The 24,690-nt window shown below is 69.1% G+C and carries 33 protein-coding genes; 23 read left to right on the forward strand and 10 right to left on the reverse strand.

Going from position 1 to position 24,690, the window contains the following annotated elements:
• The first annotated feature begins 1 nt into the window (after position 1).
• The 3 genes from G6N49_RS12565 to G6N49_RS12575 are packed head-to-tail and all read left to right on the forward strand — an operon-like array spanning position 2 to position 1,572.
• Positions 2 to 880: an amino acid ABC transporter permease gene (locus G6N49_RS12565; protein ID WP_011855412.1), complete on the forward strand. Its 879-nt coding sequence runs from the start codon at positions 2 to 4 to the stop codon at positions 878 to 880.
• Positions 881 to 907: 27 nt separating this feature from the next.
• Positions 908 to 1,318 carry a DUF1622 domain-containing protein gene (locus G6N49_RS12570; RefSeq protein WP_011855411.1) on the forward strand — a complete coding sequence of 137 codons (411 nt, stop codon included), beginning with the start codon at positions 908 to 910 and terminating at the stop codon, positions 1,316 to 1,318.
• Positions 1,315 to 1,572 carry a hypothetical protein gene (locus tag G6N49_RS12575; protein WP_011559549.1) on the forward strand — a complete coding sequence of 86 codons (258 nt, stop codon included), beginning with the start codon at positions 1,315 to 1,317 and terminating at the stop codon, positions 1,570 to 1,572. The genes G6N49_RS12570 and G6N49_RS12575 overlap by 4 nt, the downstream gene beginning before the upstream one ends.
• 5 nt (positions 1,573 to 1,577) lie before the next feature.
• Here G6N49_RS12575 and G6N49_RS12580 read toward each other — a convergent pair whose 3' ends face one another.
• Complete coding sequence (locus tag G6N49_RS12580; RefSeq protein ID WP_179967752.1) at positions 1,578 to 2,192, reverse strand: TIGR03086 family metal-binding protein; 615 nt, start codon at positions 2,190 to 2,192, stop codon at positions 1,578 to 1,580.
• Positions 2,193 to 2,243: 51 nt separating this feature from the next.
• Here G6N49_RS12580 and G6N49_RS12585 point away from each other — a divergent pair, with 51 nt between their 5' ends.
• Positions 2,244 to 2,672: a MarR family winged helix-turn-helix transcriptional regulator gene (locus G6N49_RS12585; RefSeq protein ID WP_011855409.1), complete on the forward strand. Its 429-nt coding sequence runs from the start codon at positions 2,244 to 2,246 to the stop codon at positions 2,670 to 2,672.
• A 2-nt stretch (positions 2,673 to 2,674) separates the two neighbouring features.
• Here the strand turns inward: G6N49_RS12585 and recX are convergent, their stop codons facing one another.
• Both recX and recA read right to left on the reverse strand, forming a co-directional pair.
• The gene (recX, locus tag G6N49_RS12590) at positions 2,675 to 3,226 is read right to left on the reverse strand and encodes a recombination regulator RecX (RefSeq protein WP_011855408.1); all 552 of its coding nucleotides are present in this window, start codon (positions 3,224 to 3,226) and stop codon (positions 2,675 to 2,677) included.
• A complete protein-coding gene (gene recA / locus G6N49_RS12595) occupies positions 3,195 to 4,238 on the reverse strand; it encodes a recombinase RecA (protein WP_011559545.1) in 1,044 nt (347 codons plus the stop codon). The genes recX and recA overlap by 32 nt, the downstream gene beginning before the upstream one ends.
• Positions 4,239 to 4,483: 245 nt before the next feature.
• Here recA and G6N49_RS12600 point away from each other — a divergent pair, with 245 nt between their 5' ends.
• The 17 genes from G6N49_RS12600 to G6N49_RS12675 all read left to right on the forward strand — a co-directional run bounded on the left by G6N49_RS12600 (position 4,484) and on the right by G6N49_RS12675 (position 18,925).
• The gene (locus G6N49_RS12600) at positions 4,484 to 4,813 is read left to right on the forward strand and encodes a hydrogenase maturation nickel metallochaperone HypA/HybF (RefSeq protein ID WP_011559544.1); all 330 of its coding nucleotides are present in this window, start codon (positions 4,484 to 4,486) and stop codon (positions 4,811 to 4,813) included.
• 2 nt (positions 4,814 to 4,815) lie between these two features.
• Positions 4,816 to 5,607 (forward strand): hydrogenase nickel incorporation protein HypB, encoded by a 792-nt coding sequence (gene hypB / locus G6N49_RS12605; protein WP_011855406.1) that lies wholly within the window; start codon positions 4,816 to 4,818, stop codon positions 5,605 to 5,607.
• Positions 5,608 to 5,726: 119 nt separating this feature from the next.
• A complete protein-coding gene (locus G6N49_RS12610; protein ID WP_011559542.1) occupies positions 5,727 to 6,782 on the forward strand; it encodes an NADH-quinone oxidoreductase subunit B family protein in 1,056 nt (351 codons plus the stop codon).
• Positions 6,783 to 6,868: 86 nt separating this feature from the next.
• Complete coding sequence (locus G6N49_RS12615) at positions 6,869 to 8,665, forward strand: nickel-dependent hydrogenase large subunit (protein WP_011855405.1); 1,797 nt, start codon at positions 6,869 to 6,871, stop codon at positions 8,663 to 8,665.
• Positions 8,666 to 8,668: 3 nt separating this feature from the next.
• Positions 8,669 to 9,553: a NifU family protein gene (locus G6N49_RS12620; protein ID WP_011855404.1), complete on the forward strand. Its 885-nt coding sequence runs from the start codon at positions 8,669 to 8,671 to the stop codon at positions 9,551 to 9,553.
• Positions 9,553 to 10,194 carry a DUF5947 family protein gene (locus G6N49_RS12625; protein ID WP_011855403.1) on the forward strand — a complete coding sequence of 214 codons (642 nt, stop codon included), beginning with the start codon at positions 9,553 to 9,555 and terminating at the stop codon, positions 10,192 to 10,194. The genes G6N49_RS12620 and G6N49_RS12625 overlap by 1 nt, the downstream gene beginning before the upstream one ends.
• On the forward strand, positions 10,191 to 10,835 hold the full coding sequence (locus G6N49_RS12630) for a DUF6084 family protein (RefSeq protein ID WP_011855402.1): 645 nt from the start codon (positions 10,191 to 10,193) through the stop codon (positions 10,833 to 10,835). The genes G6N49_RS12625 and G6N49_RS12630 overlap by 4 nt, the downstream gene beginning before the upstream one ends.
• Entirely contained in the window at positions 10,832 to 12,181 is a 1,350-nt protein-coding gene (locus G6N49_RS12635; protein WP_011855401.1) for a hypothetical protein, read from the forward strand. The genes G6N49_RS12630 and G6N49_RS12635 overlap by 4 nt, the downstream gene beginning before the upstream one ends.
• Positions 12,172 to 12,291 carry a DUF6893 family small protein gene (locus G6N49_RS29855; protein ID WP_085975391.1) on the forward strand — a complete coding sequence of 40 codons (120 nt, stop codon included), beginning with the start codon at positions 12,172 to 12,174 and terminating at the stop codon, positions 12,289 to 12,291. Before G6N49_RS12635 ends, G6N49_RS29855 begins: the two co-directional genes overlap by 10 nt.
• A 21-nt stretch (positions 12,292 to 12,312) precedes the next feature.
• Positions 12,313 to 12,783 carry a hydrogenase maturation protease gene (locus G6N49_RS12640; RefSeq protein WP_011855400.1) on the forward strand — a complete coding sequence of 157 codons (471 nt, stop codon included), beginning with the start codon at positions 12,313 to 12,315 and terminating at the stop codon, positions 12,781 to 12,783.
• A gap of 4 nt (positions 12,784 to 12,787) precedes the next feature.
• Positions 12,788 to 13,048 (forward strand): HypC/HybG/HupF family hydrogenase formation chaperone, encoded by a 261-nt coding sequence (locus tag G6N49_RS12645; protein ID WP_011855399.1) that lies wholly within the window; start codon positions 12,788 to 12,790, stop codon positions 13,046 to 13,048.
• A gap of 11 nt (positions 13,049 to 13,059) precedes the next feature.
• Complete coding sequence (hypF, locus tag G6N49_RS12650) at positions 13,060 to 15,318, forward strand: carbamoyltransferase HypF (protein ID WP_011855398.1); 2,259 nt, start codon at positions 13,060 to 13,062, stop codon at positions 15,316 to 15,318.
• A 23-nt stretch (positions 15,319 to 15,341) separates the two neighbouring features.
• Positions 15,342 to 15,650, forward strand: coding sequence for a HypC/HybG/HupF family hydrogenase formation chaperone (locus G6N49_RS12655; protein ID WP_011559533.1), 309 nt, complete (start codon positions 15,342 to 15,344; stop codon positions 15,648 to 15,650).
• Positions 15,647 to 16,747 carry a hydrogenase formation protein HypD gene (gene hypD / locus G6N49_RS12660; protein ID WP_011855397.1) on the forward strand — a complete coding sequence of 367 codons (1,101 nt, stop codon included), beginning with the start codon at positions 15,647 to 15,649 and terminating at the stop codon, positions 16,745 to 16,747. The genes G6N49_RS12655 and hypD overlap by 4 nt, the downstream gene beginning before the upstream one ends.
• Positions 16,740 to 17,807 carry a hydrogenase expression/formation protein HypE gene (gene hypE, locus G6N49_RS12665; protein WP_011559531.1) on the forward strand — a complete coding sequence of 356 codons (1,068 nt, stop codon included), beginning with the start codon at positions 16,740 to 16,742 and terminating at the stop codon, positions 17,805 to 17,807. The genes hypD and hypE overlap by 8 nt, the downstream gene beginning before the upstream one ends.
• A gap of 1 nt (position 17,808) precedes the next feature.
• Complete coding sequence (locus tag G6N49_RS12670) at positions 17,809 to 18,552, forward strand: DUF6390 family protein (RefSeq protein WP_011559530.1); 744 nt, start codon at positions 17,809 to 17,811, stop codon at positions 18,550 to 18,552.
• Between the two features lie 43 nt (positions 18,553 to 18,595).
• The gene (locus G6N49_RS12675) at positions 18,596 to 18,925 is read left to right on the forward strand and encodes a hypothetical protein (RefSeq protein ID WP_011559529.1); all 330 of its coding nucleotides are present in this window, start codon (positions 18,596 to 18,598) and stop codon (positions 18,923 to 18,925) included.
• Positions 18,926 to 18,931: 6 nt separating this feature from the next.
• Here the strand turns inward: G6N49_RS12675 and G6N49_RS12680 are convergent, their stop codons facing one another.
• Together G6N49_RS12680 and G6N49_RS12685 are read right to left on the reverse strand one after the other, a co-directional pair.
• Positions 18,932 to 19,126 (reverse strand): DUF3046 domain-containing protein, encoded by a 195-nt coding sequence (locus tag G6N49_RS12680; protein WP_011559528.1) that lies wholly within the window; start codon positions 19,124 to 19,126, stop codon positions 18,932 to 18,934.
• Between the two features lie 9 nt (positions 19,127 to 19,135).
• The gene (locus G6N49_RS12685) at positions 19,136 to 20,299 is read right to left on the reverse strand and encodes a glycosyltransferase (RefSeq protein ID WP_011559527.1); all 1,164 of its coding nucleotides are present in this window, start codon (positions 20,297 to 20,299) and stop codon (positions 19,136 to 19,138) included.
• A 63-nt stretch (positions 20,300 to 20,362) separates the two neighbouring features.
• On the opposite strand from G6N49_RS12685, the gene G6N49_RS12690 reads away from it, so the two are divergent.
• Entirely contained in the window at positions 20,363 to 20,812 is a 450-nt protein-coding gene (locus G6N49_RS12690) for a limonene-1,2-epoxide hydrolase family protein (protein WP_011559526.1), read from the forward strand.
• 19 nt (positions 20,813 to 20,831) lie between these two features.
• Here G6N49_RS12690 and pspM read toward each other — a convergent pair whose 3' ends face one another.
• The 5 genes from pspM to pgsA form a co-directional block, all read right to left on the reverse strand.
• Entirely contained in the window at positions 20,832 to 21,683 is an 852-nt protein-coding gene (gene pspM / locus G6N49_RS12695; RefSeq protein WP_011559525.1) for a phage shock envelope stress response protein PspM, read from the reverse strand.
• 18 nt (positions 21,684 to 21,701) lie between these two features.
• Positions 21,702 to 22,520, reverse strand: a complete 819-nt coding sequence (pspA, locus tag G6N49_RS12700; RefSeq protein WP_011559524.1) for a phage shock protein PspA — start codon at positions 22,518 to 22,520, stop codon at positions 21,702 to 21,704.
• A 122-nt stretch (positions 22,521 to 22,642) separates the two neighbouring features.
• Positions 22,643 to 22,957, reverse strand: coding sequence for a transcriptional regulator ClgR (gene clgR, locus G6N49_RS12705; RefSeq protein WP_011559523.1), 315 nt, complete (start codon positions 22,955 to 22,957; stop codon positions 22,643 to 22,645).
• An 83-nt stretch (positions 22,958 to 23,040) separates the two neighbouring features.
• Positions 23,041 to 23,529 carry a CinA family protein gene (locus G6N49_RS12710; RefSeq protein WP_011559522.1) on the reverse strand — a complete coding sequence of 163 codons (489 nt, stop codon included), beginning with the start codon at positions 23,527 to 23,529 and terminating at the stop codon, positions 23,041 to 23,043.
• A complete protein-coding gene (pgsA, locus tag G6N49_RS12715) occupies positions 23,507 to 24,112 on the reverse strand; it encodes a CDP-diacylglycerol--glycerol-3-phosphate 3-phosphatidyltransferase (RefSeq protein WP_011768195.1) in 606 nt (201 codons plus the stop codon). The genes G6N49_RS12710 and pgsA overlap by 23 nt, the downstream gene beginning before the upstream one ends.
• 92 nt (positions 24,113 to 24,204) lie before the next feature.
• Between pgsA and G6N49_RS12720 the strand changes: the two genes are divergently transcribed.
• The gene (locus tag G6N49_RS12720; protein WP_011559520.1) at positions 24,205 to 24,687 is read left to right on the forward strand and encodes an amino-acid N-acetyltransferase; all 483 of its coding nucleotides are present in this window, start codon (positions 24,205 to 24,207) and stop codon (positions 24,685 to 24,687) included.
• The last annotated feature ends 3 nt before the right edge of the window (positions 24,688 to 24,690 follow it).

The following is a 24,690-nucleotide window of genomic DNA, read 5'->3' on the forward strand; positions in this document are numbered from 1 at the left end:
GATGAGCGGCACCGTCCTGTTCGACGCGCCCGGGCCGCGCGCCCGGCGACGCAACGTCGTCATCACGCTCATCACGTTGGCGATCACCGCGCTGATCGTCTGGGTGGTGTACTCGCGGCTCGACGCGAAAGGTCAGCTCACCGCGGCGAAGTGGGAGCCGTTCCTGACGCCGAACCTGTGGACCACCTACGTGCTGCCCGGCGTGCAGGGCACGTTGACCGCGGCGGCGGTGTCGATCGTGCTGGCGTTGATCCTGGGATTCGGGCTCGGAGTCGGCAGGCTGTCGGTGATCACCCCGATCCGCTGGGTGTGCGCGGTGATCGTGGAGTTCTTCCGCGCGGTCCCGGTGCTGATCATGATGATCTTCGCGTACTTCCTGTACGCGTTCTACGACGTCTTCCCCTCCAAACACCTTGCGCTGGCCGGCGTCATCACCGGCCTCACGCTCTACAACGGCGCGGTGATCGCCGAGATCGTCCGGGCCGGGGTGAAGGCGTTGCCGCGCGGTCAGGCCGAGGCCGCCTCGGCGCTGGGCCTGCGCTGGGGGCAGACCCAGCGCTCGATCCTGCTGCCGCAGGCTGTCACATCGATGTTGCCGGTCCTGGTGTCCCAACTCGTGGTGGTCCTGAAGGACACCGCGATCGGCTACCAGATCACGTTCGTCGAGATGGTGCGTCAGGGCACCGTCGTCGGCTCGTCCTACGGCAACTACATCCCCGCCCTCATGGTCATCGCCGTGTTGATGATCAGCGTGAACTTCGCGTTGTCCGCCCTGGCGACCAAACTCGAACGCCGGATGCGGCGGTCGCGGCGCGGACCGGCGCCGCTGGACACCGAGGCCATCGAGCAGGAAGGCGCGCCGGGCGCGAAGGTGGTGTAGCGACCCCGGCCGCGACAGACTGATCGGATGATCGAGACCGTTACGGCGCTGGACATCCTTCCCGAGTCGACGTTGCGCAGCGCCGTCGACGTCATGGTCCGCCTGGTCGAGGCGTGCGGCGCCGTGGTGATCGTGGTCGGGGCCGTCATCGCGATCGTGAAATTCGCTGTGACGCTGGCACGCCGCGATATCGGCGAGTTCTCCTCGGTCCGGCTGACACTGGGCCGGTTCCTCGCCCTCGGTCTGGAATTCCAGCTCGCCAGCGACGTGTTGCGCACGGCGATCTCTCCGTCGTTCGAGGAGATCGGGAAGCTCGCGGCGATCGCCGCGATCCGCACCGCGTTCAACTACTTCCTCGCCCGTGAGATCGCCGAGGAGCAGCGCGCGGTCGAGGAGGCCCGGGCCGCGCGGTCGGCGCCCGATGCGTCCCCGCGATGACCGTCGCCGATCTCTCGTGGCTGATCGCCGGCGCGGGGATCGTCCTGGGCACCGCGTGTCTGGTGGTGTTCCGGCGGCCCGCGCTCGCCCTGCACGTGCTGCTCGATTTGCTTCTCGCCGCTGGGCTCCTACGTTTGACGTCGGATGCCGGGTGGCCGGTGATCGCCGTCACCGCCGCGGTGGTCCTCCTCCGCCACCTTCTCACCCGCACCCTGATGTCCGGGCTCGGTCGGCGGCACGCCGGCGTGCGCTGAGGCGGTCACGGCCGCCAGTCCGGCGACCTGCCGAGGTGACGCAGCATCCGGTCGAGTTCGTTCCCGCCCTGCGAGGCGGGCAGTGCCGGCGCGAACGGCGAGTTGTCCGCACCGCGGATCTCGCCGTCGGGCACGGCGAAGGCGATCGGCGCGGCCGCGCTCACCACGTCGGCCGGGATGTCGAACGACAACCCCGACGCACGTGCGACGTCCCAGCCGTGTACGACGTAGTCCACGAAGTGGAACTGGATCGCCATCGCCCCCGGGAACGTTGCGTCGGAACCGAATTCGGGTAGCGCGAACGGTGCGTCGAGCACGTCGTCGGCCGCGAAGGCCGCCACCACGTCCTCGGCGGCGGCCCGATAGCTGTCGGCAGGCCGCGATCGCACGGCGTCGGCGACGGTGGCGGGATCCCACACGCCGTGGTCGGCACCGCGGCCACGCGCGGCCGCCGCAAACCCGCGGTGCTGCACGGTCATGTGTACGAGCAGGTCGCCCAGATCCCAGCCCGCGCACGGGGTCGGCCGGCCGAGATCGGCCGGGGTGACGGTCGAGACGATCCGCACCGAGGTCTCGACAGCGGTGCGGTGATAGGGGCGTACGTCGATATTTGTAAGCATGTGCATATCGTATGCGTACGCCTATTATTTGACAATGCCTAAGATCGACTGATGACATCGCGGCGCAAGCGTCCCGACCTCGCGGCGATGCTGGCGCCACTGCTCCGCGACCTGGCCGCCGCCGAGGTGCCGATACTCGAAGAGCATGGCCTGACGATGTGGGGTTACAGCGTGCTGGTGGCGCTCGACCGCTCACCGATGCGCACGCAGGCCGCGCTGGCCGAGGCGATCAACGCGGACAAGACCCGCATCATCCCGACCCTCGACGACCTACAGAGCCGGGGCTACATCGAGCGTCACCCCGCGCCCGACGACCGCCGGGTGCGCCTGCTGGCGATCACCGAGGCCGGCCGCGCCGTGAAGGATGCCGCGCAGGACGACATTCAGCGCGGCGAGAACCGCTGGCTGTCGAGGCTGTCGGCCGCGGACCGCGCCACGTTCGTTCGGCTGCTGCAACAGCTCACCGATGACTGGCGCTGAGCTCAGACCCGGCGCCGCTCCCGCTCGCCGGCGAGCTCGACGGTGACCACGTCGAGCGCCATCGACTGGCTGTAGCCGCGGCGGGCCAGCATGCCGGCCATCCGCCGCTTGACCTTGAGGTCCGAACCCGGTTCGTCGTCGAGTTTCTCGCGGCGCAGCCGGTCGCGGACCAATCGCTCGGCCCGGTCGCGTTCGGCCCCGGCATCGATGTCGGCGAGCGACGAACTGATCACCTCGTCGTCGACACCCTTGCGGCGCAGCTCAGCGGCCAACGCGCGCTTGCCTTTTCCGGCGTACAGGTGGCGCGACCGCACCCACTGCTCGGCGAAGTCCTCGTCGTCGACGAGCCCGACCTCGACCAACCGGTCGAGCACCCGGGCCACGACGGGTTCGTCGTAGCCGCGCTGTGTCAGCTTGCCTGACAACTCCGCGCGAGTGCGGGCCCGCGCGGTGAGCAGGCGCAGACAGTAGGCGTGCGCCTGCTCCTCGCGGTTCGGCTCGGAGTCGGGGTCGGGACCGGACTCAGAAGTCGACGGGTGCGGGAAGGACGTCATCAGCGGTCACCACGGCACCGATGTTGAGCTTCTCTTTGATCTTCTTCTCGATCTCGTTGGCCACATCGCCGTTCTCCAGCAGGAACTTACGGGCGTTCTCCTTGCCCTGGCCCAACTGCTCCCCCTCGTAGGTGAACCAGGAACCGGACTTGCGGATGAAGCCGTGCTCCACGCCCATGTCGATGAGCGAGCCTTCCTTGCTGATGCCCTTGCCGTAGAGGATGTCGAATTCGGCCTGCTTGAACGGCGGCGACACCTTGTTCTTGACGATCTTGACCCGGGTGCGGTTACCCACCGCATCGGTGCCGTCCTTGAGGGTCTCGATGCGGCGGACATCCATGCGGACCGAGGCATAGAACTTCAGCGCCTTACCGCCCGTGGTGGTCTCGGGCGAGCCGAACATCACGCCGATCTTCTCGCGGAGCTGGTTGATGAAGATCGCGGTGGTGCCCGAATTGCTCAGCGCGCCGGTGATCTTGCGCAGCGCCTGGCTCATCAACCGGGCCTGCAGACCGACGTGACTGTCGCCCATCTCACCCTCGATCTCGGCGCGGGGCACCAGTGCGGCGACCGAGTCGATGACCAGGATGTCCAGCGCACCGGAGCGGATCAGCATGTCGGCGATCTCGAGAGCCTGCTCACCGGTGTCGGGCTGGGAGACCAGCAGCGAGTCGGTGTCCACCCCGAGCTTCTTGGCGTAGTCGGGATCCAGCGCGTGCTCGGCGTCGATGAACGCCGCGATGCCGCCGGCGGCCTGGGCGTTGGCCACCGCGTGCAATGCGACGGTGGTCTTACCGGAGGACTCCGGACCGTAGATCTCGATGACGCGGCCGCGCGGCAGGCCGCCGATGCCCAGCGCCACGTCCAGGGCGATGGAGCCGGTCGGGATGACCGAGATCGGCGCGCGGACCTCGTCGCCGAGCCGCATCACCGAGCCTTTACCGTGACTCTTCTCGATCTGCGCGAGCGCCAGTTCGAGGGCCTTCTCGCGATCGGGTGCCTGCGGTGCCATGTCTGTCTCCATCCTCGTGATGTTCGGTTGACCGGTGCCGGTCAGTTGGCCGTGACGCTAGAGGGACCCACCGACAAGTCGGCGTGAGCAGGCATCTAGCCGTCGAACACCACCCACCATAGACGAACACCTGTTCGACTCAAGTGGACACGCCGATGGCCACCACGGCGATCGGTGATTCCACCCGCCGGGGCTGCGCACCGGCCTATCGTGAGGGCACCGCCCCCGTCGAGGACGGCACACCGATGCACGAGATGGCGATCACCCAGAGCGTTGTCGACGCGGTCTGTGACCACGCCGCCGGCCGACGCGTGCACAGCGTCCGGCTCGAGGTGGGCGCACTGTGCGCCGTGGTGCCCGATGCGATGCGGTTCTGCTTCGAGCTGGCCACCGAGGGCACCGCCGCCGACGGCGCCCGCCTCGACCTCGATGTGCGGCCGGGACTCGCGCGCTGCCGCACCTGTGACACCGACTTCGAACTGACCGACCTGATCCTGCTGTGCCCGTGCGGCAGCGCCGACGTGGAAGTGCGCGCCGGACGCGACCTGCGGATCCTCTCGATGGAAGTGAGCTGACCATGTGCGCAACCTGTGGCTGCGGCGGCGACGACGCGGTGATCACCCTGGGCCACGATCACCCGCACCCGCACCAGCACGACCACCCGCACCAGCACGACCATGATCACGACCACCCCCACACCGAGACGGTGACCCTGGAACAGAAGGTGCTCGCGCGCAACGACGACATCGCCGCGCACAATCGCCGCTGGCTCGCCGAGCGCGACATCCTCGCGCTCAACGTCACCAGTTCCCCGGGGGCGGGCAAGACCACCCTGCTGGAACGGACCATCCGCGAACTCGGTGCGCACCGCCCCATCGCCGTGATCGAGGGTGACCAGGAGACGGCGCTCGACGCCGATCGCATCCGGGCGGCAGGCGCCCGGGCCGTGCAGGTCAACACCGGCGCCGGGTGCCACCTCGACGCGCTGATGGTGCGCCGCGCCCTCGAGGCGCTCGACCCCGACCCCGGCACGCTGCTGTTCATCGAGAACGTCGGCAACCTCGTCTGCCCCGCGCTGTTCGACCTCGGTGAGCACGGCAAGGTGGTCATCATCTCGGTCACCGAGGGCACCGACAAACCGTTGAAGTACCCGCACATGTTTGCCGCCGCCGGCTTGATCATCGTCAACAAGACCGATCTGTTGCCGTACGTGGAGTTCGACGTCGACGCGTGCACCCGCTACGCCCAATCGCTGAACCCGGGCGTCGGCGTGCTGCCGGTGTCGGCCACCACGGGCCGAGGTCTCGAGCAGTGGTACGGGTGGATCGAATTCCTGGCAAACCCGTCCAAGAACCCGATCATGTCGTGAGACCCGTTGACAGAACAATCGCGTCGGAGTAGACCCAGAACTTAGCGCCGCGCAAGTGGGCCGAGGGTCGACTCCGGCGGCGCAGGGGTCGTCAGCCCCGACCCCGGAAAGCTGTGGCGATGCCGACTGAGGCAGCAGTCAAAGCGGAAGAGGCGCTGATCCATGTTCTCTGGATCAATGCCGGATTGAGTTGCGACGGTGATTCTGTGGCGCTGACTGCCGCCACCCAGCCCAGTATCGAGGAGATCGCGCTCGGCGCCCTCCCCGGACTGCCCAAGATCGCCGTTCACTGGCCCCTGATCGATTTCGAATGCGGACCGAACGGGGGCGCCGACGACTTCCTCGAATGGTTCTTCAGAGCGGACAGAGGCGAATTGGAACCGTTCGTGTTGGTCGTCGAGGGATCCATCCCGAACGAGGCGATCAAGGACGAGGGATATTGGTGCGGGTTCGGTAACAACCCGGCCACCGGCCAACCGATGACCACCAGCGAGTGGCTCGACCGGTTGACGCCCAAGGCGACCGCAGTGGTCGCGGTGGGCACCTGCGCGACCTACGGCGGCATCCACGCCATGGCGGGTAATCCCACCGGAGCCATGGGTGTGCCCGACTATCTCGGCTGGGACTGGAAGAGCAAGGCGGGCATACCGATCGTCTGCGTTCCGGGGTGCCCGATACATCCGGACAACCTGGCCGAGACGCTCACCTACCTGCTCTACATGGCCACCGATCAGGCGCCGATGATCCCGTTGGACGATGCTCTGCGGCCGCAGTGGCTTTTCGGTCAGTCAGTACACGAGGGGTGTGACCGCGCCGGCTACTACGAGCAGGGTGATTTCGCCACCGAGTACGGGTCGCCGAAATGCATTGTGAAGCTGGGCTGTTGGGGCCCGGTGGTGAAATGCAACGTGCCCAAGCGAGGATGGATCAACGGTGTCGGGGGGTGCCCCAACGTCGGCGGCATCTGCATCGGATGCACCATGCCCGGCTTCCCGGACAAGTTCATGCCGTTCATGGACGAACCACCGGGCGGCAAGGTCTCGACCACCGCATCCACCCTGTACGGATCGGTCATCCGCAGCCTGCGCCACGTCACCGGCCGCACCGTCGACAAAGAACCGAAGTGGCGCCACCCCGGAACGAAACTCGAGACGGGCGCGACGCGCACCTGGTAGGTGCGCGTCGTCGCGTCCGCACCTGCGCGCCGGAGTCGGCTGATCCCCGTCGGCGCGCGGACTGCTGAGCACGAGAGAAGGATTCGATGACCACGACTATCCCCGACCCGTCGCACGTCAAGCGGGAACCCGGCCAACTGGTGGAGATGGCCTGGGACCCCATCACCCGCATCGTCGGCAGCCTCGGCATCTACACCAAGGTCGACTTCGAGAACCGCGAAGTCGTGGAGTGCCACAGCACCTCGTCGATCTTCCGCGGCTACTCCATCTTCATGAAGGGCAAGGATCCGCGCGACGCCCACTTCATCACCAGCCGGATCTGCGGTATCTGCGGAGACAACCACGCCACGTGCTCGTGTTACACGCAGAACATGGCCTACGGGGTGCAGCCCCCGCACCTGGCCGAGTGGTTGGTCAACCTCGGCGAGGCCGCGGAATACATGTTCGACCACAACATCTTCCAGGAGAACCTCGTCGGGGTCGACTACTGCGAGAAGATGGTCGCCGAGACCAACCCGTCGGTGCTGGCCAAGGCGGAGAACGCCCAGGCGCCGCACGCCGACATGCACGGCTACCGCACGATCGCCGAGATCATGCGGGCGCTCAACCCGTTCACCGGCGAGTTCTACCGGGAGGCACTGCAGGTCAGCCGGTGGACACGAGAGATGTTCTGTCTCATGGAAGGTCGGCACGTCCACCCGTCGACCCTGTATCCCGGCGGGATCGGCACCACGGCGACCGTCCAGCTGATGACCGACTACATGACCCGGCTGATGCGCTACGTGGAGTTCATGAAGAAGGTCGTGCCGATGCACGACGATCTGTTCGACTTCTTCTACGAAGCGCTACCCGGCTACGACCAGGTGGGGCTGCGACGCACGCTGCTCGGCTGCTGGGGTTCGTTCCAGGATCCCGAGCACTGCAACTTCAGCTACAAGGACATGGAGGCCTGGGGTCGCAAGATGTTCGTCACCCCCGGCGTCGTGGTGGACGGCAAACTCGTCACCACATCGCTGGTCGACATCAACCTGGGCATCCGAATCCTGTTGGGTCACAGTTACTACGAGGACTGGACCGATCAGGAGATGTTCGTCAAGACCGACCCGTTGGGAAATCCGGTCGACCGGCGGCACCCGTGGAATCAGCACACCAACCCCAAACCGCAGAAGCGCGACTTCGACGAGAACTACAGCTGGGTGATGTCACCGCGCTGGTTCGACGGCAACGACCACCTGGCACTGGACACCGGCGGCGGGCCGCTGGCGCGTCTGTGGTCGACGGCACTGGCGAATCTCGTCGACATCGGCTACGTGAAGTCCACCGGTCACAGTGTGCAGATCAACCTGCCCAAGACCGCGCTCAAGGGTCCGGTGGAACTCGAGTGGAAGATCCCGCAGTACGGCAGCAACACGCTCGAACGCAACCGGGCCCGCACGTACTTCCAGGCCTATGCGGCGGCGTGCGCGCTGCACTTCGCCGAGAAGGCGCTGACGGAGATCCGGGCCGGCCGCACCAAGACGTGGGAGCGTTTCGAGGTGCCCGACGAAGGTATCGGCTGCGGCTTCACCGAGGCGGTGCGCGGGGTGCTCAGCCACCACATGGTGATTCGCGACGGCAAGATCGCCAACTACCACCCGTATCCGCCGACGCCGTGGAACGCCAACCCGCGCGACAGCTACGGCACACCGGGACCGTACGAGGACGCCGTACAGGGTCAACCGATCTTCGAGGAGAACGGTCGGGAGAAGTTCAAGGGCATCGACATCATGCGGACGGTGCGCAGCTTCGACCCGTGTCTGCCCTGCGGGGTGCACATGTACCTGGGCGGCGGGAAGTCGTTGGAGTTGCTGCACTCCCCCACCCAGTCCGTCACCGGGGAATAGGGCATGTGTCCGGCCGCGCCGAGTGAACACGATGCGGACGCGGACACGCGCTGGCGCACGGCGGGCGAGCGCATCCAGACGCTGCTGGACGCCAGTTCGGCGGGCGGCGCCGCCGCGCGGGAACGCGCCGAGCAGTTGGTCGGCGAGGTCACCGACCTGTACGGGGCGGCGCTGGGCCGGATGCTCGACCTCGCGGTGAGCGCCGATCCCGACCTCGTCGACGCCGTCGCGGCCGACCCGCTCGTCGCCAGCCTGCTGCTGGTACACGGTATGCACCCGCACAGCGTCGAGCGGCGGATCACCGACGCGCTCGACACCGTCCGGCCCTACCTCGGCTCGCACGGTGGCGATGTCCACCTGCTCGGTGTCGACGGGGACACGGCGCGGCTGCGGTTCGCCGGCAGCTGCAAGAGCTGTCCGTCCTCGGCGGTCACCCTCGAGCTGGCCGTGGAGGACGCGATCCGCGCCGCCGCGCCGGAGATCGAGACCATCGAAGTCGTTGCAGAAGACCGTGATCCGGCCGATACGGTCATCCCCGCCGAGTCGCTGTTCACCCGGGTGCACGGTTCGGCGTCCTGGCTGCCCGTACCCGGGCTGGCCGAGATCCTGCCCGGAGAGGTCGGCGGGTTCGCCGTCGCCGGAACGCCGGTCCTGGTCTGCCGGCTCGACGAGACGCTCTACGCCTACCGCGACCGGTGTGGCCGTTGCGATGCCTCGATGGCGGGCGCACGCCTCACCGGCGAGGTGCTGCGGTGCCCGCGCTGCGACGCCGGGTTCGACGTGGTGCACGCCGGGGCGGGCCTCGAAGGTCTCGACCGGCTCGAACCGGTGCCGGTACTGCGGCGTCAGGGCGTGTGGGCGGTCGCGATCGCCGAGAGCGTGGCCTGATGACGACCTCCGCCTACGACATCCTGGCCCGGATCCGGGCCGCCCGCACCGAACCCCGGCCCGCGGGCGAGCGGTGCGAGATGTGCGCGGAGCCGATCGCCGACGAGCACCAGCACGTGGTGAACGTCGAGGGCCGGCAACTGATGTGCGTCTGCCGCGGCTGCTATCTGCTGTTCACCGACACGCACGCCGCGCTGCGGTATCGCGCGGTGCCCGACCGCTACCTCGTCTTCGAGGACTTCGCACTCGACCGCCGGCACTGGGAGGCGCTGCAGATTCCTGTCGGTCTGGCGTTCTTCTTCCGCAATTCGGCCCTCGGGCGGGTGGTCGCGTTCTATCCGGGACCCGCCGGTGCGACCGAATCCGAACTCGACCTCACCGCATGGCAGGACATCCGGCTGGCCGACCCGCGGGTGGACCTGCCCGCCGAGGACACCGAGGCACTGCTGGTGCGCATGCCGGAGCGCACCGACACCGACGCCTCGCCGCGCGGCTACCTGCTGCCGATCGACGCCTGTTACGAACTGGTCGGCCGGATGCGCATGCTGTGGCACGGGTTCGACGGCGGCGCCGAGGTCCGCGACTATCTCACCGGGTTCTTCGACGCGGTCGCCGAACGGTGCAGGACGGTGTCGCGGTGACCGCCGATGTGAGGTTCACCGTGCAGGATGTGACGCCCGAACGCTACGCCGTCACACCGGTTCTGACCGCACGGATCGAGGTCACCGCCACCGGTGACGACCCGGTGCACGCGATCGCGCTGCGCTGTCAGGTCCGCATCGACCCGCTGCGGCGCGGCTACACCGACGAGGAGGCGGAAGGTCTCGCCGACCTGTTCGGTCCACGCGAGCGTTGGGGCACCACCCAACACACGTTCCTGTGGCAGCACAGCGTGACGATGGTGCCCGGATTCTCCGGCGGCACGCACGTCGACCTGCCCCTGGAGTGCACGTACGACGTGGAGGTCGCCGCGGCGAAATACATGCACGCCCTGCGCGACGGTGTGATCCCGCTGCAGTTCCTGTTCAGCGGAACGCTGTTCACCCGCGGTGAGCGGGGATTCGCCGTGACGCAGATTTCGTGGGACCGCGAGGACACCTACCGGCTGCCGGTGACGGTGTGGCGTGACCTGATCGCACTGCACTACCCGAACACCGGTTGGCTGCGGTTGTCGCACGACACGATCGCCGCGCTCACCGCCTACCGGTCCGCACACGGACTCCTGTCCTGCGACGACGCCGTCACCGCGCTGTTGTCACAGGCCAGGCAGGAGGTGCCGTGAACGCCGACTGGGCCAGGGCGCGCAAGGTCGCCGACGCTGTTCTCTACGAGGGGTACCTGCTGTACCCGTACCGCGCGACGTCGCGGAAGAACCAGGCGCGGTGGCAGTTCGGGGTGCTGGGCCCACCGGGCGCCGCGGCGGCCGGAATCGGCGAGGACGATCACCTGAGCGCCCAGCTGCTCGTCGACCACACCGGGCAGGCCTCGATCTCCCTGGCGGTCCGCTTCCTGCAGCTGCAGCACCGGCGCGCCGAGAAGTCCACTGCGGACGGCACATTCGTCCCCGTCGAGGAACTGCGCACCGCGGACGGCTCATGGGTGACGTGGGACGAGGCGGTCGCCCGTGAGGTCGCCGTGGACCCGGTCTCCCTGGTCGAGGTGACGATGACGCTGCCGTTCACCGTCGCATCCGGTCGTGACGTGGAACCGGTCGACGGCGGCCGCCTGGTGCGCGGCCGGTGCGATCTGCACGCCGAACTGACCGTCCACGCACAGCCCGAGGGCGACCTCACCCGGGTGACGGTGAGCGTGCGGAACACCGGCGCGGGCGCCGACGTCCACGACGTCCACGACAAGGACACCGCGATCGCGCGTTCCCTGATCGGCACCCACGTCATCGCCGAGGTCCATGACGGCGAGTTCGTCTCCCTGCTCGACCCGCCGGCCACCGCCGTCGACGCGGTCACCCGGTGCCACCACCACCGCTGCTTCCCCGTCCTGGCCGGCGCCCCCGGCGACCGGGACCTGATGCTGATCTCGCCGATCATCCTCTACGACCACCCCGAGATCGCCGAGCAGAGTGGAGGCGACCTCTACGACGCGACGGAGATCGACGAGATCCTGACCCTGCGCGTCATGACCATGACCGACGAGGAGAAGGCGCAGGCGCGCGCGACCGACCCGCGGGCGGCCGCGATCGTGGACCGCTGCGAGAGCATGTCTCCTGAGGCGATGCTCAACCTGCACGGGGTGCTGCGTGATCCGCACGCCGCGCCGGGGCCCGACCTGATCCCCGAGGTCCCCGACGGTGTCGACTGGTGGGATCCGCTGGCCGACAGTGCCGTCGCGCCCGACCGCGATGCGGTGCTGGTCGGCGGCGTGCGGGTGAGCCGTGGCAGCCGGGTGCGCCTGCACCCGGCGCGGCGCGCCGACGCCCAGGACCTGTTCTACGCCGACCGGCTCGCGCGGGTGACCTCCGTGCACGAGACCGTCGACGGCGATGCGCAGATCGGCGTCGTGCTCGACGACGACCCCGCCGCCGACCTGCACGACTGGTACGGCCGCTACCTGTACTTCGCACCCGACGAAGTGGAACCGCTCAACGATGGGAGCCCGTCATGCAAGTAGTCGGTTGGATCGCTGTGATCATCGCGGCGATCGTCACGCTGTTGGCCGTATCCCTGGGGCTGCGCTCCATACCGGACGCCAAGCGCTACCTCAAGATGCGCCGGATGTAGCAGGGTGACACCACGTCCGACATGCTGATCGCCGGAATCGGCAACATCTTCCTCGGTGACGATGGCTTCGGCCCCGAGGTGCTGCGCCGCGCCGCGCCGCTGATCACCGACCCCCGCGTACGCGCGGTCGACTACGGCATCCGCGGTATGCACCTCGCCTACGACCTGCTCGAGCCCTGGGACTTGCTGGTGCTCGTCGACGCGTTGCCGGACCGCGGGTCGCCCGGCACCCTGCACGTCTTCGAAGCCGATCATGACGCGCTCTGCGCGACAGGCGGTCTCGACGCACACGCGATGGATCCCGCCGCCGTGTTCGCGAGCCTCACCGCACTGGGCGGCGCCCCACCGCGCACCGTGGTCATCGGGTGCGAGGCCGCCGACGTCACCGAGGGCATCGGGCTGTCCCCGCCCGTCGCGGCAGCGGTGCCGGAAGCCGTGCGGGCGGTCGGCGCAGTGGTGTCCGGGCAGACGACGCAACCAGGTCGGGTGTGACGCCATGTGCCTCGGAATCCCCGGACAGGTCGTCGGGATGCTCGACGGCTACGGCGGTCAACTCGCACTCGTCGACGTCGCGGGCGAACACCGCCGGGTCAACATCGGGATGCTGCCGGAGGAGACGTTCGGCCCCGGCGACTGGGTGATCATCCACATGGGATTCGTCGTGGAGAAGACCGACCGGGCGGGGGCCGACGCGGCGATGGCCGGACTCGAACTCATGGGCCGCGGCGGACCGCCGGACCCGGAGGCCGCACCGTGACCCGCCGTCGGATGCGGTTGTGTGTGCGCGGCGTGGTCCAGGGCGTCGGCTTCCGGCCCTTCGTGTACACCACCGCGACGGCGCTCGGACTGACCGGGTCGGTGCGCAACGACAGCGCGGGCGCGGTCGTCGAGATCGAGGGCGACCCGGACGCGCTGACCCGCTTCGTCGAGCGGCTGCACACCCGGCCGCCACCGCTCGCGGTCATCGAATCCGTTGACACCGAAGACCTTCCGCCCGTCGGCGGCACCGGGTTCTTCATCGCCGACACCTCTCGCGGCCGCGGCCGCACGCTGGCCTCACCGGACGTCGCGATGTGCGCGCAGTGCGCCGCCGAACAGCGCGACCCCGGCGACCGGCGCTACCGGCACCCGTTCGTCAACTGCACCGACTGCGGACCCCGGTTCACCATCATCGCGTCGCTGCCCTACGACCGGGCCGCCACGTCGATGGCCGGTTTCGCGATGTGCGCGGACTGCGCCCGCGAGTACGCCGACCCCACCGACCGCCGCTTCCACGCACAACCCGTGTGCTGCCCGCACTGCGGCCCGACCCTGACCTTCCGCGACGCCGACGGACGCCACACCGCGGGCGAGGACGGTCTGCGCCGGGCGCGGCGGCTGCTCCGCGACGGGGGTGTCGTCGCGGTCAAGGGCATCGGCGGCTACCACCTGGCCTGCGATGCCGAGAACAACACCGCCGTGGCCGAACTGCGCCGCCGCAAACAGCGCGGCGACAAGCCCTTCGCGGTCATGGTGCCCGATGCGGCCGCGGCCGGCCGGATCGCCGTGCTCGACGAGGTGGCACAGCACGTGCTGGGCGGGCCGCAGCGGCCGATCGTGCTGGCGCCGCGACGGACACCGACCACGGTGGCGGCCGCGGTGGCGCCCGGGAACCCGGACCTGGGCGTGCTGCTGGCCTATTCGCCGCTGCACACGCTGCTCTTCGGGCTGCCCGGTGACGAACCGGGCCCCCAGGTGCTGGTGATGACGTCGGGGAACCTCGCGGGCGAACCCCTCTGCTACGCCGACGACGACGCCGTCACCCGGCTGCGCGCACTGGCCGACGGCTGGCTGATGCACGACCGCGAGATCCTGGTGCCCTGTGACGATTCGGTGGTCCGGGTGGTCGACGGCGTCGAACTGCCGATCCGGCGCTCCCGGGGGTACGCCCCGTTGCCGGTGGCCCTGCCCGTCGCGGTACCGCCGACACTCGCGGTCGGTGCGGACCTGAAGAACACCATGGCCGTCGCCGACGGGCGATACGCCTGGCTGAGCCAGCACATCGGCGACATGGACGACGTCGCGACACTGTCGGCGTTCACCGCCGCGGAACGGCATCTGCGCGAACTCACCGGGGTGGCCCCGCAGATCCTCGCGACCGACGCCCACCCGCGGTACCGCTCGACCGGATGGGCCCACCGGCACGCCGGTGACCGGCCGGTGCGGGCGGTGCAGCACCACCACGCCCACATCGCCGCGGTGATGGCCGAGCACGGGCTCGACGGTTCGGCGCCGGTACTCGGATTCGCCTTCGACGGAACCGGATACGGACCCGACGGCGCGGTGTGGGGCGGGGAGGTGCTGCTCGCCGACTACAAGGGCTTCCGCAGGATCGCGGCGCTGCAGTACGTGCCACTGGCCGGCGGCGATGTCAGCGTCCTGCGGCCGTACCGGATGGCGCTCGCACATCTGTGGGCCGCCGGGTTGCCGTGGGCCGACGACCTGCCGCCGGTGCAGGCGTGTCCGGAAGACGAGCGGCGGGTGCTGCGCCACCAATTGGAGACCGGCCTGAACTGCGTGCCCACCTCCAGCATGGGGCGGTTGTTCGACTGCGTCGCCGCGCTCGCGGGGGTCCGGCAGACCGTCGCCTACGAGGCGCAGGCGGCGATCGAGCTCGAGGCGCTGGCGCGCACCGTCGACGACGATCCCGCGCCCTACGCCTTCACCGTCACCGAGACCTCGGCGACGGCGATGATCGGCGCCGCCGAGGTGGTCGAGGCGATCGTCGCCGACCGCAGGCGCGGCACGGCGGCCGCGGTGATCGGATGGCGATTCCACCGTGCGGTGGCCGACCTCGTCGTACGGTTGGCCGAAGGAGCCCGCGACCCCGTGGCGCTGTCGGGCGGGGTGTTTCAGAACGCCCTGCTCCTGCGCATGACGTTGCGCGCGTTGACCGAACGCGGTGTCGAGGTGCTGACCCACCGGCGGGTGCCGCCGAACGACGGCGGCATCGCACTGGGTCAGTTGATGGTGGCCAACGCAGGGTGAGGCCGGAGTAGAGGAGGACGCTGATGTGTTTGGCGGTACCGGGAAAGATCGACAGCGTCACCGACCGTGACGGCACGCTGATGGCCGTCGTCGACTTCGGTGGCATCAAGAAAGACGTATGCCTGCAGTACATCCCGGACGCGCAGGTCGGGCAGTACGTCGTGGTGCACGTGGGTTTCGCGATCCAGCGTCTCGACGAGGAATCGGCGATGCGCACGCTGCGGGAGTTCGAGCACCTCGGGGTGCTCGAGGAGGAGTTCGGTGACGGTTTCGAACTCGCCGCACGTCAGGCCGGGCTGGCCAACCCGAATGGTGAGAGGGCACAGGGATGAAGTATCTCGACGAATTCAGCGATCCGCAGTTGGCGCGCAAGCTCATCGAGCAGATCAAATCCGTCACGACTCGGCGCTGGTCGATCATGGAAGTCTGTGGCGGGCAGACGCATTCGATCATCCGGCACGGCATCGACCAGCTGCTCCCCGACCAGATCGAGATGATCCACGGCCCCGGCTGCCCGGTGTGCGTCACTCCGCTGGAGATCATCGACAAGGCGCTCGAGATCGCGTCGCGTCCCGAGGTGATCTTCTGTTCCTTCGGCGACATGCTGCGGGTGCCCGGCAGCGAGAGCGACCTCTTCCAGATCAAGAGCCGTGGCGGTGATGTGCGGGTGGTGTACTCACCGCTCGACGCACTGACCGTGGCGAAGGACAATCCGGACCGGCAGGTGGTGTTCTTCGGTATCGGCTTCGAGACCACCGCCCCGGCCAACGCGATGACCGTCTACCAGGCCAAGCGGCAGGGCATCCCCAATTTCTCGTTGCTGGTGTCCCATGTCCTGGTGCCGCCGGCGATCGCGGCGATCATGGAGTCCCCGACGTGCCGCGTGCAGGCGTTCCTGGCGGCCGGTCACGTGTGCTCGGTGATGGGCACTGCCGAGTACCCGCCGCTGTGCGAGAAGTACGGGATCCCGATCGTGGTCACCGGTTTCGAGCCACTGGACATCCTCGAGGGCATCCGCCGCACGGTTGTGCAGCTCGAGGCGGGCCGACACGAACTGGAGAACGCCTATCCGCGCGCGGTACGCGCCGAGGGCAATCCGGCGGCCAAGACGATGCTGGCGGATGTCTTCGAGGTCACCGACCGCAGTTGGCGCGGTATCGGGATGATCCCGCAGAGCGGCTGGCGGCTGTCACCGGCGTACCGGGACTTCGACGCGGAGTACCGCTTCGCCGTGACCGGCATCCACACCGACGAGTCGACGCTGTGCCGATCGGGAGAAGTGTTGCAGGGCTTGATCAAACCGCACGAATGCGCGGCCTTCGGCACGGTGTGCACACCCCGCAATCCGCTGGGCGCCACGATGGTCTCCTCCGAGGGCGCCTGCGCGGCCTATTACCTCTACCGTCGCCTCGAGGTCAGCCATGCGTGAGACCCGCGCGGCGATCGACATGGAGAGCTGGGTGTGCCCGGCGCCGCTGCGGGATTCGCCGAACGTCGTGATGGGTCACGGCGGTGGCGGCGCGATGTCGGGTGAGCTGATCGAGCATCTGTTCCTGCCCGCGTTCGGTCCGGCCGCGGACGCGGCGATGGGCGATTCGGCCGTCGTCGAAATCGGCGGGACCCGGCTGGCGTTCTCCACCGATTCGTTCGTCGTCAAGCCGATGGTGTTCCCGGGCGGCACGATCGGCGAGCTGGCGGTCAACGGCACGGTCAACGACCTCGCGATGGCCGGCGCGACGCCGATGGTGCTGTCGACGGCGTTCATCCTCGAGGAAGGCACCTCACTCGACGATCTGGCGCGGGTCGCTCATGCGGTCGGCACCGCGGCCTTGGCCGCCGGCGTCAAACTCGTCACCGGCGACACCAAGGTCGTCGATTCCGGGCACGGCGACGGAATCTATGTGAACACCACCGGTATCGGGGTGATCGACCGGCGGGCCGACATCCGGCCACAGCGCGCCACCGAGGGCGACGCGGTCATCGTCAGCGGCGACATCGGCGTCCACGGGGTCGCCGTTATGAGCTGCCGCGAAGGTCTGGAGTTCGCGACCAGCATCGCCAGCGACACCGCGCCCCTGCACGGTCTGGTGGCGGCGATGATCGAGACCGGCGCCGACATCCACGCACTTCGCGACCCCACCCGCGGCGGGATGGCCGCCACTCTGAACGAGATCGCCAAGGCCGCCGAGGTGGGCATGGTGCTCGACGAACGATCGATTCCGGTGCCACCGGAGGTGCGCGACGCCTGCGGCCTGCTCGGCCTCGATCCGATGTATGTGGCCAACGAGGGCAAGCTGGTGGCGTTCGTGCCGGCCGCCGACGCCGATCGTGTGGTCGAGGCGATGCGGGCACACCCGCTGGGCGCCCACGCCGCCGTCATCGGCACCTGCGTCTCCGACCACCCCGGGATGGTCGTCGCCCGCACCGCACTGGGTGGTACGCGGGTGGTCGACCTGCCGATCGGCGAACAGCTACCCCGGATCTGTTGACATGCTGCCGACGCGGCGCCGCGGCGACACGCTCTTCGCCCGGTACGCCTTCCCGCCGAACGAACTCGGATACTGCGGTCCGCCGGGTAGCGCGACCGTCGGCGGGGTCTCCGAGTTGGCCGGACAGGCCCGCGAGTTCGACGGCGCGTGGCCGTACCTGCGAGCACTGGCCGCGGCCGCAGGAGACACCGACGTCCTCGACGAGGACGTGGTGCGCAGTTACTGGATCGGCGGCGGCCTGCTGCATGACGTCGATGCCGAGGGACTCCTGGTGGCGCTGCGACGCGCCTTCACCGGACAGGTGACGGGTCTGCTCGATGCCGTACCCGCCGGGACGGCGCTGGCCCACCACAGCTTTCACGTATTCGTCGTCTATCCGTGGGCGCGTTTCCTCGACCGCGACCCGACCACACCGATACGGATCATGCAGCAATGTCGAATCCGTTCGGGGACAGTCGAATCCGTGGACGGCGACCATGTCGTCGTGAGTACGCGTCCGTTGACGGTGGACGGCGGCACGCTGGCGCTCGGCGCGGCCGTCTCCGAGCGGGTGCGGTGGCGCAGGGACGGATCGTCGCTGATCCCCGCCCCGCGACCGGGTGACCCTGTCGCCGCGCACTGGGACTGGGTCTGCGACGCGCTGACCGAGGACGACGTCGCGGCGCTGACGGCCGCGACGCAGGCGACGCTCGACCTCGTCAACGAGATCCGCACCGCCGTCAACCAAGGGGCGCCCACACAGTAGATGACCCGCGGCCGTGTGCTACGGCCGCTCGAGAGGAGGCGAGATGAGCACCTCGAACGAACACCTGTCCGAAGAACCTCAGGAGCAGCGGGGCGCACCGGGTTCGCGCGACACCGGCTCCGACCAACCGTCGGGCGGGCCGACCGACCGGCCGTCGGGCACCTACCACGGCGACGAGACGGTGCCGGCCCACGAGGGAGGCGGGTCCGGACAGACCGGACGCGAGAAGACCGAGGCGCCGCCGTCGGACGCCGAACCCGCCGTACCGCCCTACGAGGGTCGCCAGACGACCGCGAAACCGGACAGCGGGGTGGACGACGGCGGCGACGCGCGCACCGGCGGTGCGGTCAAGCCGGGGTCCGCCGCGGACTGACCCGCCTCACCACTGGTCGCGCGGGACGTCGAAGTCGGCGCACAGCGCGCGCCACACGTCGCGTGGTTCGACGCCGTCCTCGATGGCCTGGGCCGCGGTGCGTCCGCCGAGCCCACTCAGGACATGGTCGACGAGCAGCGACCGGCCGCGCATCGAGCCGAACTGGCCATCGACGAGTTCGCGGAATTCCGTCAGTCGCACGACACCAAATTACGCGAGCGCCCGGTGGCACACCTGTACCGGATCGGTGACCTGACCCGCGGTCGCCGCCGCCGACCGGGCCGCCGCCCGGTAACTCGGCGCCTCGAGGACCTCACGCACAGCCGTCGCCAGCGCCTCGGCGCTCAGCGGCCGCACCAGTTGCGCACTGCCTTGACGCACAACGCGATTGGCGATCTCCCACTGGTCTCCGCCACCGGGCACGACCACCATCGGCACCCCGGCCAGCAGCGTCTTGGCCACCATGCCGTGCCCGCCGCCGCAGATCACCACGTCGGCATGGCTGAGCAGTTCGTCCTGGCGGCCCAGCCCGACGACCGCCCACGGTGGCACCAACCCGTCGGGACCCGACAATCGGGAGACCACGACCCGCGCACCTGCGGGTAGGACCTCACCCGGCGTCAGCGCCTCCAGCGCCACCTCGGCGACACCCCGCTCCCCTGTGCTCGCCGTCGACGGCGCTACCAGCACCACCGGCCCGTCGCCGGGCGGTATCGGCAGCACCTGCGCCGTCGGCTCGAAGTGCAGCGGACCCACCACGACCGCCTCGGCCGGCCAATCCGGACGCGGAACCTCCAGCGCGGGCAGCGTGGCGATCAGCCGCCGCAGGGGGCCGGGGTCCTCGGCGGGCAGGCCGATTCCCGCCCGCGCCTCGGCGCGCTGACGCAGCCCCTGCCGCCAGGACCGGGCCGTGAGCGCCCGCATCACCGCGTCCCGCGCTCGCCCGCGCACACCCCGACCGGGGGCGAGGCCGCTGCCGATCGGCGGCAGCCCTTTCGACGGCCGGTACAGCGGGTGCGGGTTGAGTTCGACCCAGGGCAGCCCGAGCAGTTCGGCGGCCAGGCCGCCGCAGGCGGTGATGACGTCGGAGACCACGAGGTCGGGGGCCAGCGCGTCGATCACCGGCGCGTTGAGCACCGCCATCCGTGCGGCCCGCCGGTGGATCTTGGCCCCGGCGTCGGTGTCGTCGTCCGCCTCGGTGGGGTCGAGGCCGAGCAGCTCCTCGGCGGGCACCCCCGCCGTCCGCGCGGTGTCGAGCCATTCCACCCCGGTCAGCAGGGTCGGTTCGTCACCGGCGGCGGCGAACTTCTGGCACAGCGCGATCGCGGGGAAGGCGTGACCGGGGTCGGGACCGGCGACGACGGCGACACGCACCCGCCCACCCTGCCACAGCTGTTCCCCCGACGGCGCCCGGGTGAGGGACTACCCTTGGCCAGCATGACCGAATCGAGCAACGGGTCCACCTCGGCCCTGCAGAGCACCACCAACGCGCGCACGGTCGAGACGTTCCTTTTCGCTCTTCAGGACGAGGATTTCGACGCCGCGGATTCGCTGATGGCCGACCACATCGCCTGGCAGAACGTGGGGTTCCCGACGATCCGCGGTCGTGAACGCATCACCAAGCTGTTCCGGCGCGGTCAGGGCAAGCTCGGGTTCGAGGTGAAGATCCACCGCATCGCCGCCGAGGGCGACGCGGTGCTGACCGAACGCACCGACGTCCTGGTCCTCGGCCCGGTGCGGTTGCAGTTCTGGGTCTGCGGGGTCTTCGAGGTGCACGCCGGCCGGATCACGCTGTGGCGGGACTACTTCGACACGGTCGACTTCCTCAAGGCGACGGTGCGCGGGCTGCTGGCCGTGCCGTTCCCGGCGCTTCGGCCCACGCTCTAGGGTCGACGCCGGTAGCCGGTCAGGCTGACCTGTATTGATGCGGCGTGGCCGCTCCCAGTTCGTCGAATGCCTGCGCCCAGCCCTGCAGCCGGTCGGTGGCGTTGACCAGTTCGTCGCGGTAGCGCCGTCCGTACATCGTGTTGTTGGACAGCGGCGAACTCGACATCGTGCCGGTGTTGGCCGCCGACACGAGTTGCGCTGCCGCGTCGACCATTTCGTGGTACTGGCGCACACCCTGATCCATCTGCGCGGTGAACGCGCGGACCGTCGGCATCAGGTGCCCACGCGACATCGGCGTCGAGGCCATCGCGCGCTCCATCGACACCACCTCGGCCGCGGTGGCGGCCATGGTCGCCGCGCTCTGCTGGGCGGCCATCGTCAGCTCCCGCAGTTCCTCGGCAGGCAGCATCCGGCCCCGCTCCATCACCCCGAGCAGGGAGAACAACCCGCGTTCGGCGGAGGCCAGGGCCGCCATCGGAGCGCGGGCGGCGGAGTGAAACGGTGGCAGCCGGCGCGACGCCCTGCTGCGGGCGGGCGGCAGCGGTTCGGCGCGCAGCCACCGGTAGCGAAGCAGCAGCAGGGTGGCCGGGAACATCGCTCCCGCGGCGATCGCCCCGGTGATGATGAACACCCAGAACGGGGTGCTCCAGGCGGCCAGCACGGCGGTGACCAGGATCCAGAACACGCTGGTGACCGTGAAGAACAACCCGAGCCGCAACGCCCAGCGCCGCTTGCGCAGCAGCTTGGCGCGCGGATCGGCGGCGGCGTGCAGTCTGTCGGCCACCACGTCGGACAGTTCGGCAGCGGTGTCCACCCCGCGTTGCAGCATCGAGCGCCACGCCGTGGGGGCCTGCCTGGTCTGCGTCTTCACTGCCTCACCTCACGAGAACTACTGTGACAACGGGTTTTCCGGCGCCTGCTGAGCCGGATTTGCGGCCGGGGTGGCGGGGCTGGCCGCCGGGGTGGCGCCACCGGACGGCAGTGCCTCACCCCGCATCGACGCGCGGATCTGCTCCAGCCGCGAATGGCCGGCCATCTGCACGCTGGCCTGCTGGACCTCGAGCATGCGGCCCTGCACGGAGTTCTGCGCGAGCTCGGCCTCACCCATCGCGTTGGCGTAACGCCGCTCGATCTTCTGGCGCACCTCGTCGAGGCTGGGTGTGGTTCCCGGCGCCGCCAGTTCGCTCATCGACCGCAGCGAGGAGCTGACCTGCTCCTGCATCTTGGCCTGCTCGAGCTGGCTGAGCAGCTTGGTGCGCTCGGCGATCTTCTGCTGCAGCATCATCGCGTTCTGCTCAACGGCCTTCTTGGCCTGGCCGGCGGCCTGCAGCGCCTGATCGTGCAGCGCCTTGAGGTCCTCGACGCTCTGTTCGGCCGTCACCAGCTGGGCGGCGAACGCCTCGGCGGCGTTGTTGTACTCGGTGGCCTTGGCGGCGTCACCGTTCGCCACGGCCTGATCGGCCAGCGTCAGCGCCTGGCGGACGTTGACCTGCAGCTTCTCGATGTCGGCGAGCTGGCGGTTCAGCCTCATCTCCAGCTGGCGCTGGTTGCCGATGACCTGGGCGGCCTGCTGGGTCAGCGCCTGGTGCTGGCGCTGCGCCTCTTCGATCGCCTGCTGGATCTGCACCTTCGGGTCGGCGTACTCGTCGACCTTCGAGCTGAACAGCGCCATCAGGTACTTCCACGCCTTGACGAACGGGTTGGCCATCGCTTCACTCCGCCTTCGGGTCTTGTCGACTGGGTCCTGCTGCCAACTTATCGGTTCTGCGCACGTCCCCACACCCCGTCGAGAGATGAGGGGACGGTTTCAGGCCGGGTTCGGGCCCGGGTTCACGCCACCGCCATCGAGACGGCCTGCGGAATCACGACCTTCGTCGTCACGTCGATGTTCGGGACGCCTGCGGCGTGTTCGAGATGAGCCAGTTCCTCGCCCGCATCGGAGAGCACCTGCGACAGGGGGACGTCGAGCGCCCCGCAGATCGCACTGAGCAGTTCGCTGGACGCTTCCTTGCGGCCGCGTTCGACCTCGGAGAGATACCCCAGGCTGACCCGGGCGGTGTCGGAGACTTCCCGCAGGGTCCGGCCCTGCGAGGTGCGGGCACGGCGCAGCACGTCGCCGATCACCTCGCGCAGCAATGCCGCCATCGTGCCCTCCTTCGTTGGCTGGGTTGCTAACTGCACAACGCCGGAGGCGCCGACCCGGTTCCCGGCCCCGGAAGAGTTTCAGATCACTGCGCTTCGACCAGTGCCCGCAGGTGGGCGATCGCCTCGTCGACCGCCGCCTTGCGGATGTCCCAGCGCGTACCGCTCAGGTGCAGTTCCACCACCTTGGTGTCGACCGGCCCGGCCAGGCCGAGGAATACGGTGCCCACCGGGTGCCCGCCGTGCGGTTCCGGTCCGGCCACACCGGTCAGCCCCACGCCCCAGGTGGCCCCGCAGCGCTGGCGTGTGCCGACCGCGAGCGCCCGCGCGGTGGGGGCGGCGACCGGTCCGACGGCGTCGAGCACCTGTGGGGCCACCCCGGCGAGCGCGATCTTGGTGTCCTCGACGTAGGTCACCAGACCGCCGCGCAGTACCGCACTCGAGCCGGGGACACCGGCCAGCGTCGCACTCAACAGCCCGGCGGTCAGCGATTCGGCGGTCGCCACGCTCTGATGCCGCACGGTCAGATCGGCGACCAGTGCGCGGGCGTCGTCAGTGACCAGCGGGTCGTTCACGGGAGTCCCGAATCGCCGACAGCACGTAGTCCAGCCCGGTCAGGACGGTCAGCACGACGGCGGCCACCATGATCACCCACGCCACCGCGAGCCACGGTCCGGGCCAGGCCGCCAGGGGCAGCACGAACAGCCCGATGGCCACCGCCTGCACGAGCGTCTTGACCTTGCCGCCGCGGCTGGCCGGGATCACCCCGTGGCGCAGCACCGCGAAGCGCAGCACGGTCACACCGAGTTCGCGGGCGAGGATGACCCCGGTCACCCACCACGGCAGATCCCCCAGCATCGACAGGCCGATCAGCGCGGCGCCGATGAGCGCCTTGTCGGCGATCGGGTCCGCGAGCGTGCCGAATTCGGTGACCATGCCATAGCTGCGCGCCAGTGCACCGTCGAACCGGTCGGTGATCACCGCCACCGCGAACACCACGAAAGCCACGACGCGCCAATACGTTTCATGCCCGTCGCCGACGAAGAGCGCGGCGAGGAACACCGGTACCAGAAGGAAGCGCACACCGGTCAGCACATTGGCGATATTGGCCACTCGGGCGCGCGGCACCACCGGATCAGTAGGAGACGGGCCCGACACCGCAACAGAATATCGGTTGGCTCTGCCGATATTCTCGCAGCGTGAGTGCAGCGGATCAGAAACCGGCCGACGAGGTCGCCGGGGAAGTCACTGTGCGCCGGGCGCGCACCTCCGACGTCCCGGCGATCAAGGGACTCGTCGACATCTACGCCGGCAAGATCCTGCTCGAGAAGAACCTCGTCAACATCTACGAGGCGGTGCAGGAGTTCTGGGTCGCCGAACTCGACGACGAGCTGATCGGTTGCGGCGCCCTGCACGTGCTGTGGGCCGACCTCGGCGAAGTTCGCACGGTGGCGGTGCACCCCAAGGTCCGGGGCCGCGGGGTCGGGCATCTGATCGTCGAGCGGTTGCTGGACGTGGCGCGCGAACTGCGTCTGCAGCGGATCTTCGTGCTGACCTTCGAGGTGGAGTTCTTCGCCCGCCACGGCTTCGCCGAGATCGACGGCACCCCGGTCACCGCGGAGGTCTACGAGGAGATGTGCCGGTCGTACGACACCGGCGTCGCGGAGTTCCTCGACCTGTCCTACGTCAAACCCAACATTTTGGGCAACACCCGAATGCTGCTCACCCTCTAGACG

The organism is Mycolicibacterium monacense, from assembly GCF_010731575.1.
Lineage (GTDB): Bacteria > Actinomycetota > Actinomycetes > Mycobacteriales > Mycobacteriaceae > Mycobacterium > Mycobacterium monacense.

Excerpts from the sequence above, each read along its gene's own strand:
- hypE (WP_011559531.1), top strand. The coding sequence starts at position 16,740 with ATGCGTGAGACCCGCGCGGCGATCGACATGGAGAGCTGGGTGTGCCCG.
- G6N49_RS12690 (WP_011559526.1), top strand. The coding sequence starts at position 20,363 with ATGACCGAATCGAGCAACGGGTCCACCTCGGCCCTGCAGAGCACCACC.
- hypF (WP_011855398.1), top strand. The coding sequence starts at position 13,060 with ATGCGGTTGTGTGTGCGCGGCGTGGTCCAGGGCGTCGGCTTCCGGCCC.
- G6N49_RS12570 (WP_011855411.1), top strand. The coding sequence starts at position 908 with ATGATCGAGACCGTTACGGCGCTGGACATCCTTCCCGAGTCGACGTTG.
- G6N49_RS12580 (WP_179967752.1), bottom strand. The coding sequence starts at position 2,192 with ATGCTTACAAATATCGACGTACGCCCCTATCACCGCACCGCTGTCGAG.
- G6N49_RS12670 (WP_011559530.1), top strand. The coding sequence starts at position 17,809 with ATGCTGCCGACGCGGCGCCGCGGCGACACGCTCTTCGCCCGGTACGCC.
- G6N49_RS29855 (WP_085975391.1), top strand. The coding sequence starts at position 12,172 with ATGCAAGTAGTCGGTTGGATCGCTGTGATCATCGCGGCGATCGTCACG.
- G6N49_RS12655 (WP_011559533.1), top strand. The coding sequence starts at position 15,342 with ATGTGTTTGGCGGTACCGGGAAAGATCGACAGCGTCACCGACCGTGAC.
- G6N49_RS12585 (WP_011855409.1), top strand. The coding sequence starts at position 2,244 with ATGACATCGCGGCGCAAGCGTCCCGACCTCGCGGCGATGCTGGCGCCA.
- hypB (WP_011855406.1), top strand. The coding sequence starts at position 4,816 with ATGTGCGCAACCTGTGGCTGCGGCGGCGACGACGCGGTGATCACCCTG.
- G6N49_RS12610 (WP_011559542.1), top strand. The coding sequence starts at position 5,727 with ATGCCGACTGAGGCAGCAGTCAAAGCGGAAGAGGCGCTGATCCATGTT.
- recX (WP_011855408.1), bottom strand. The coding sequence starts at position 3,226 with ATGACGTCCTTCCCGCACCCGTCGACTTCTGAGTCCGGTCCCGACCCC.
- clgR (WP_011559523.1), bottom strand. The coding sequence starts at position 22,957 with ATGGCGGCATTGCTGCGCGAGGTGATCGGCGACGTGCTGCGCCGTGCC.
- G6N49_RS12675 (WP_011559529.1), top strand. The coding sequence starts at position 18,596 with ATGAGCACCTCGAACGAACACCTGTCCGAAGAACCTCAGGAGCAGCGG.
- G6N49_RS12615 (WP_011855405.1), top strand. The coding sequence starts at position 6,869 with ATGACCACGACTATCCCCGACCCGTCGCACGTCAAGCGGGAACCCGGC.
- pspA (WP_011559524.1), bottom strand. The coding sequence starts at position 22,520 with ATGGCCAACCCGTTCGTCAAGGCGTGGAAGTACCTGATGGCGCTGTTC.
- G6N49_RS12640 (WP_011855400.1), top strand. The coding sequence starts at position 12,313 with ATGCTGATCGCCGGAATCGGCAACATCTTCCTCGGTGACGATGGCTTC.
- recA (WP_011559545.1), bottom strand. The coding sequence starts at position 4,238 with ATGGCACCGCAGGCACCCGATCGCGAGAAGGCCCTCGAACTGGCGCTC.
- G6N49_RS12625 (WP_011855403.1), top strand. The coding sequence starts at position 9,553 with ATGACGACCTCCGCCTACGACATCCTGGCCCGGATCCGGGCCGCCCGC.
- hypD (WP_011855397.1), top strand. The coding sequence starts at position 15,647 with ATGAAGTATCTCGACGAATTCAGCGATCCGCAGTTGGCGCGCAAGCTC.
- G6N49_RS12575 (WP_011559549.1), top strand. The coding sequence starts at position 1,315 with ATGACCGTCGCCGATCTCTCGTGGCTGATCGCCGGCGCGGGGATCGTC.
- G6N49_RS12620 (WP_011855404.1), top strand. The coding sequence starts at position 8,669 with ATGTGTCCGGCCGCGCCGAGTGAACACGATGCGGACGCGGACACGCGC.
- G6N49_RS12565 (WP_011855412.1), top strand. The coding sequence starts at position 2 with ATGAGCGGCACCGTCCTGTTCGACGCGCCCGGGCCGCGCGCCCGGCGA.
- G6N49_RS12600 (WP_011559544.1), top strand. The coding sequence starts at position 4,484 with ATGCACGAGATGGCGATCACCCAGAGCGTTGTCGACGCGGTCTGTGAC.
- G6N49_RS12645 (WP_011855399.1), top strand. The coding sequence starts at position 12,788 with ATGTGCCTCGGAATCCCCGGACAGGTCGTCGGGATGCTCGACGGCTAC.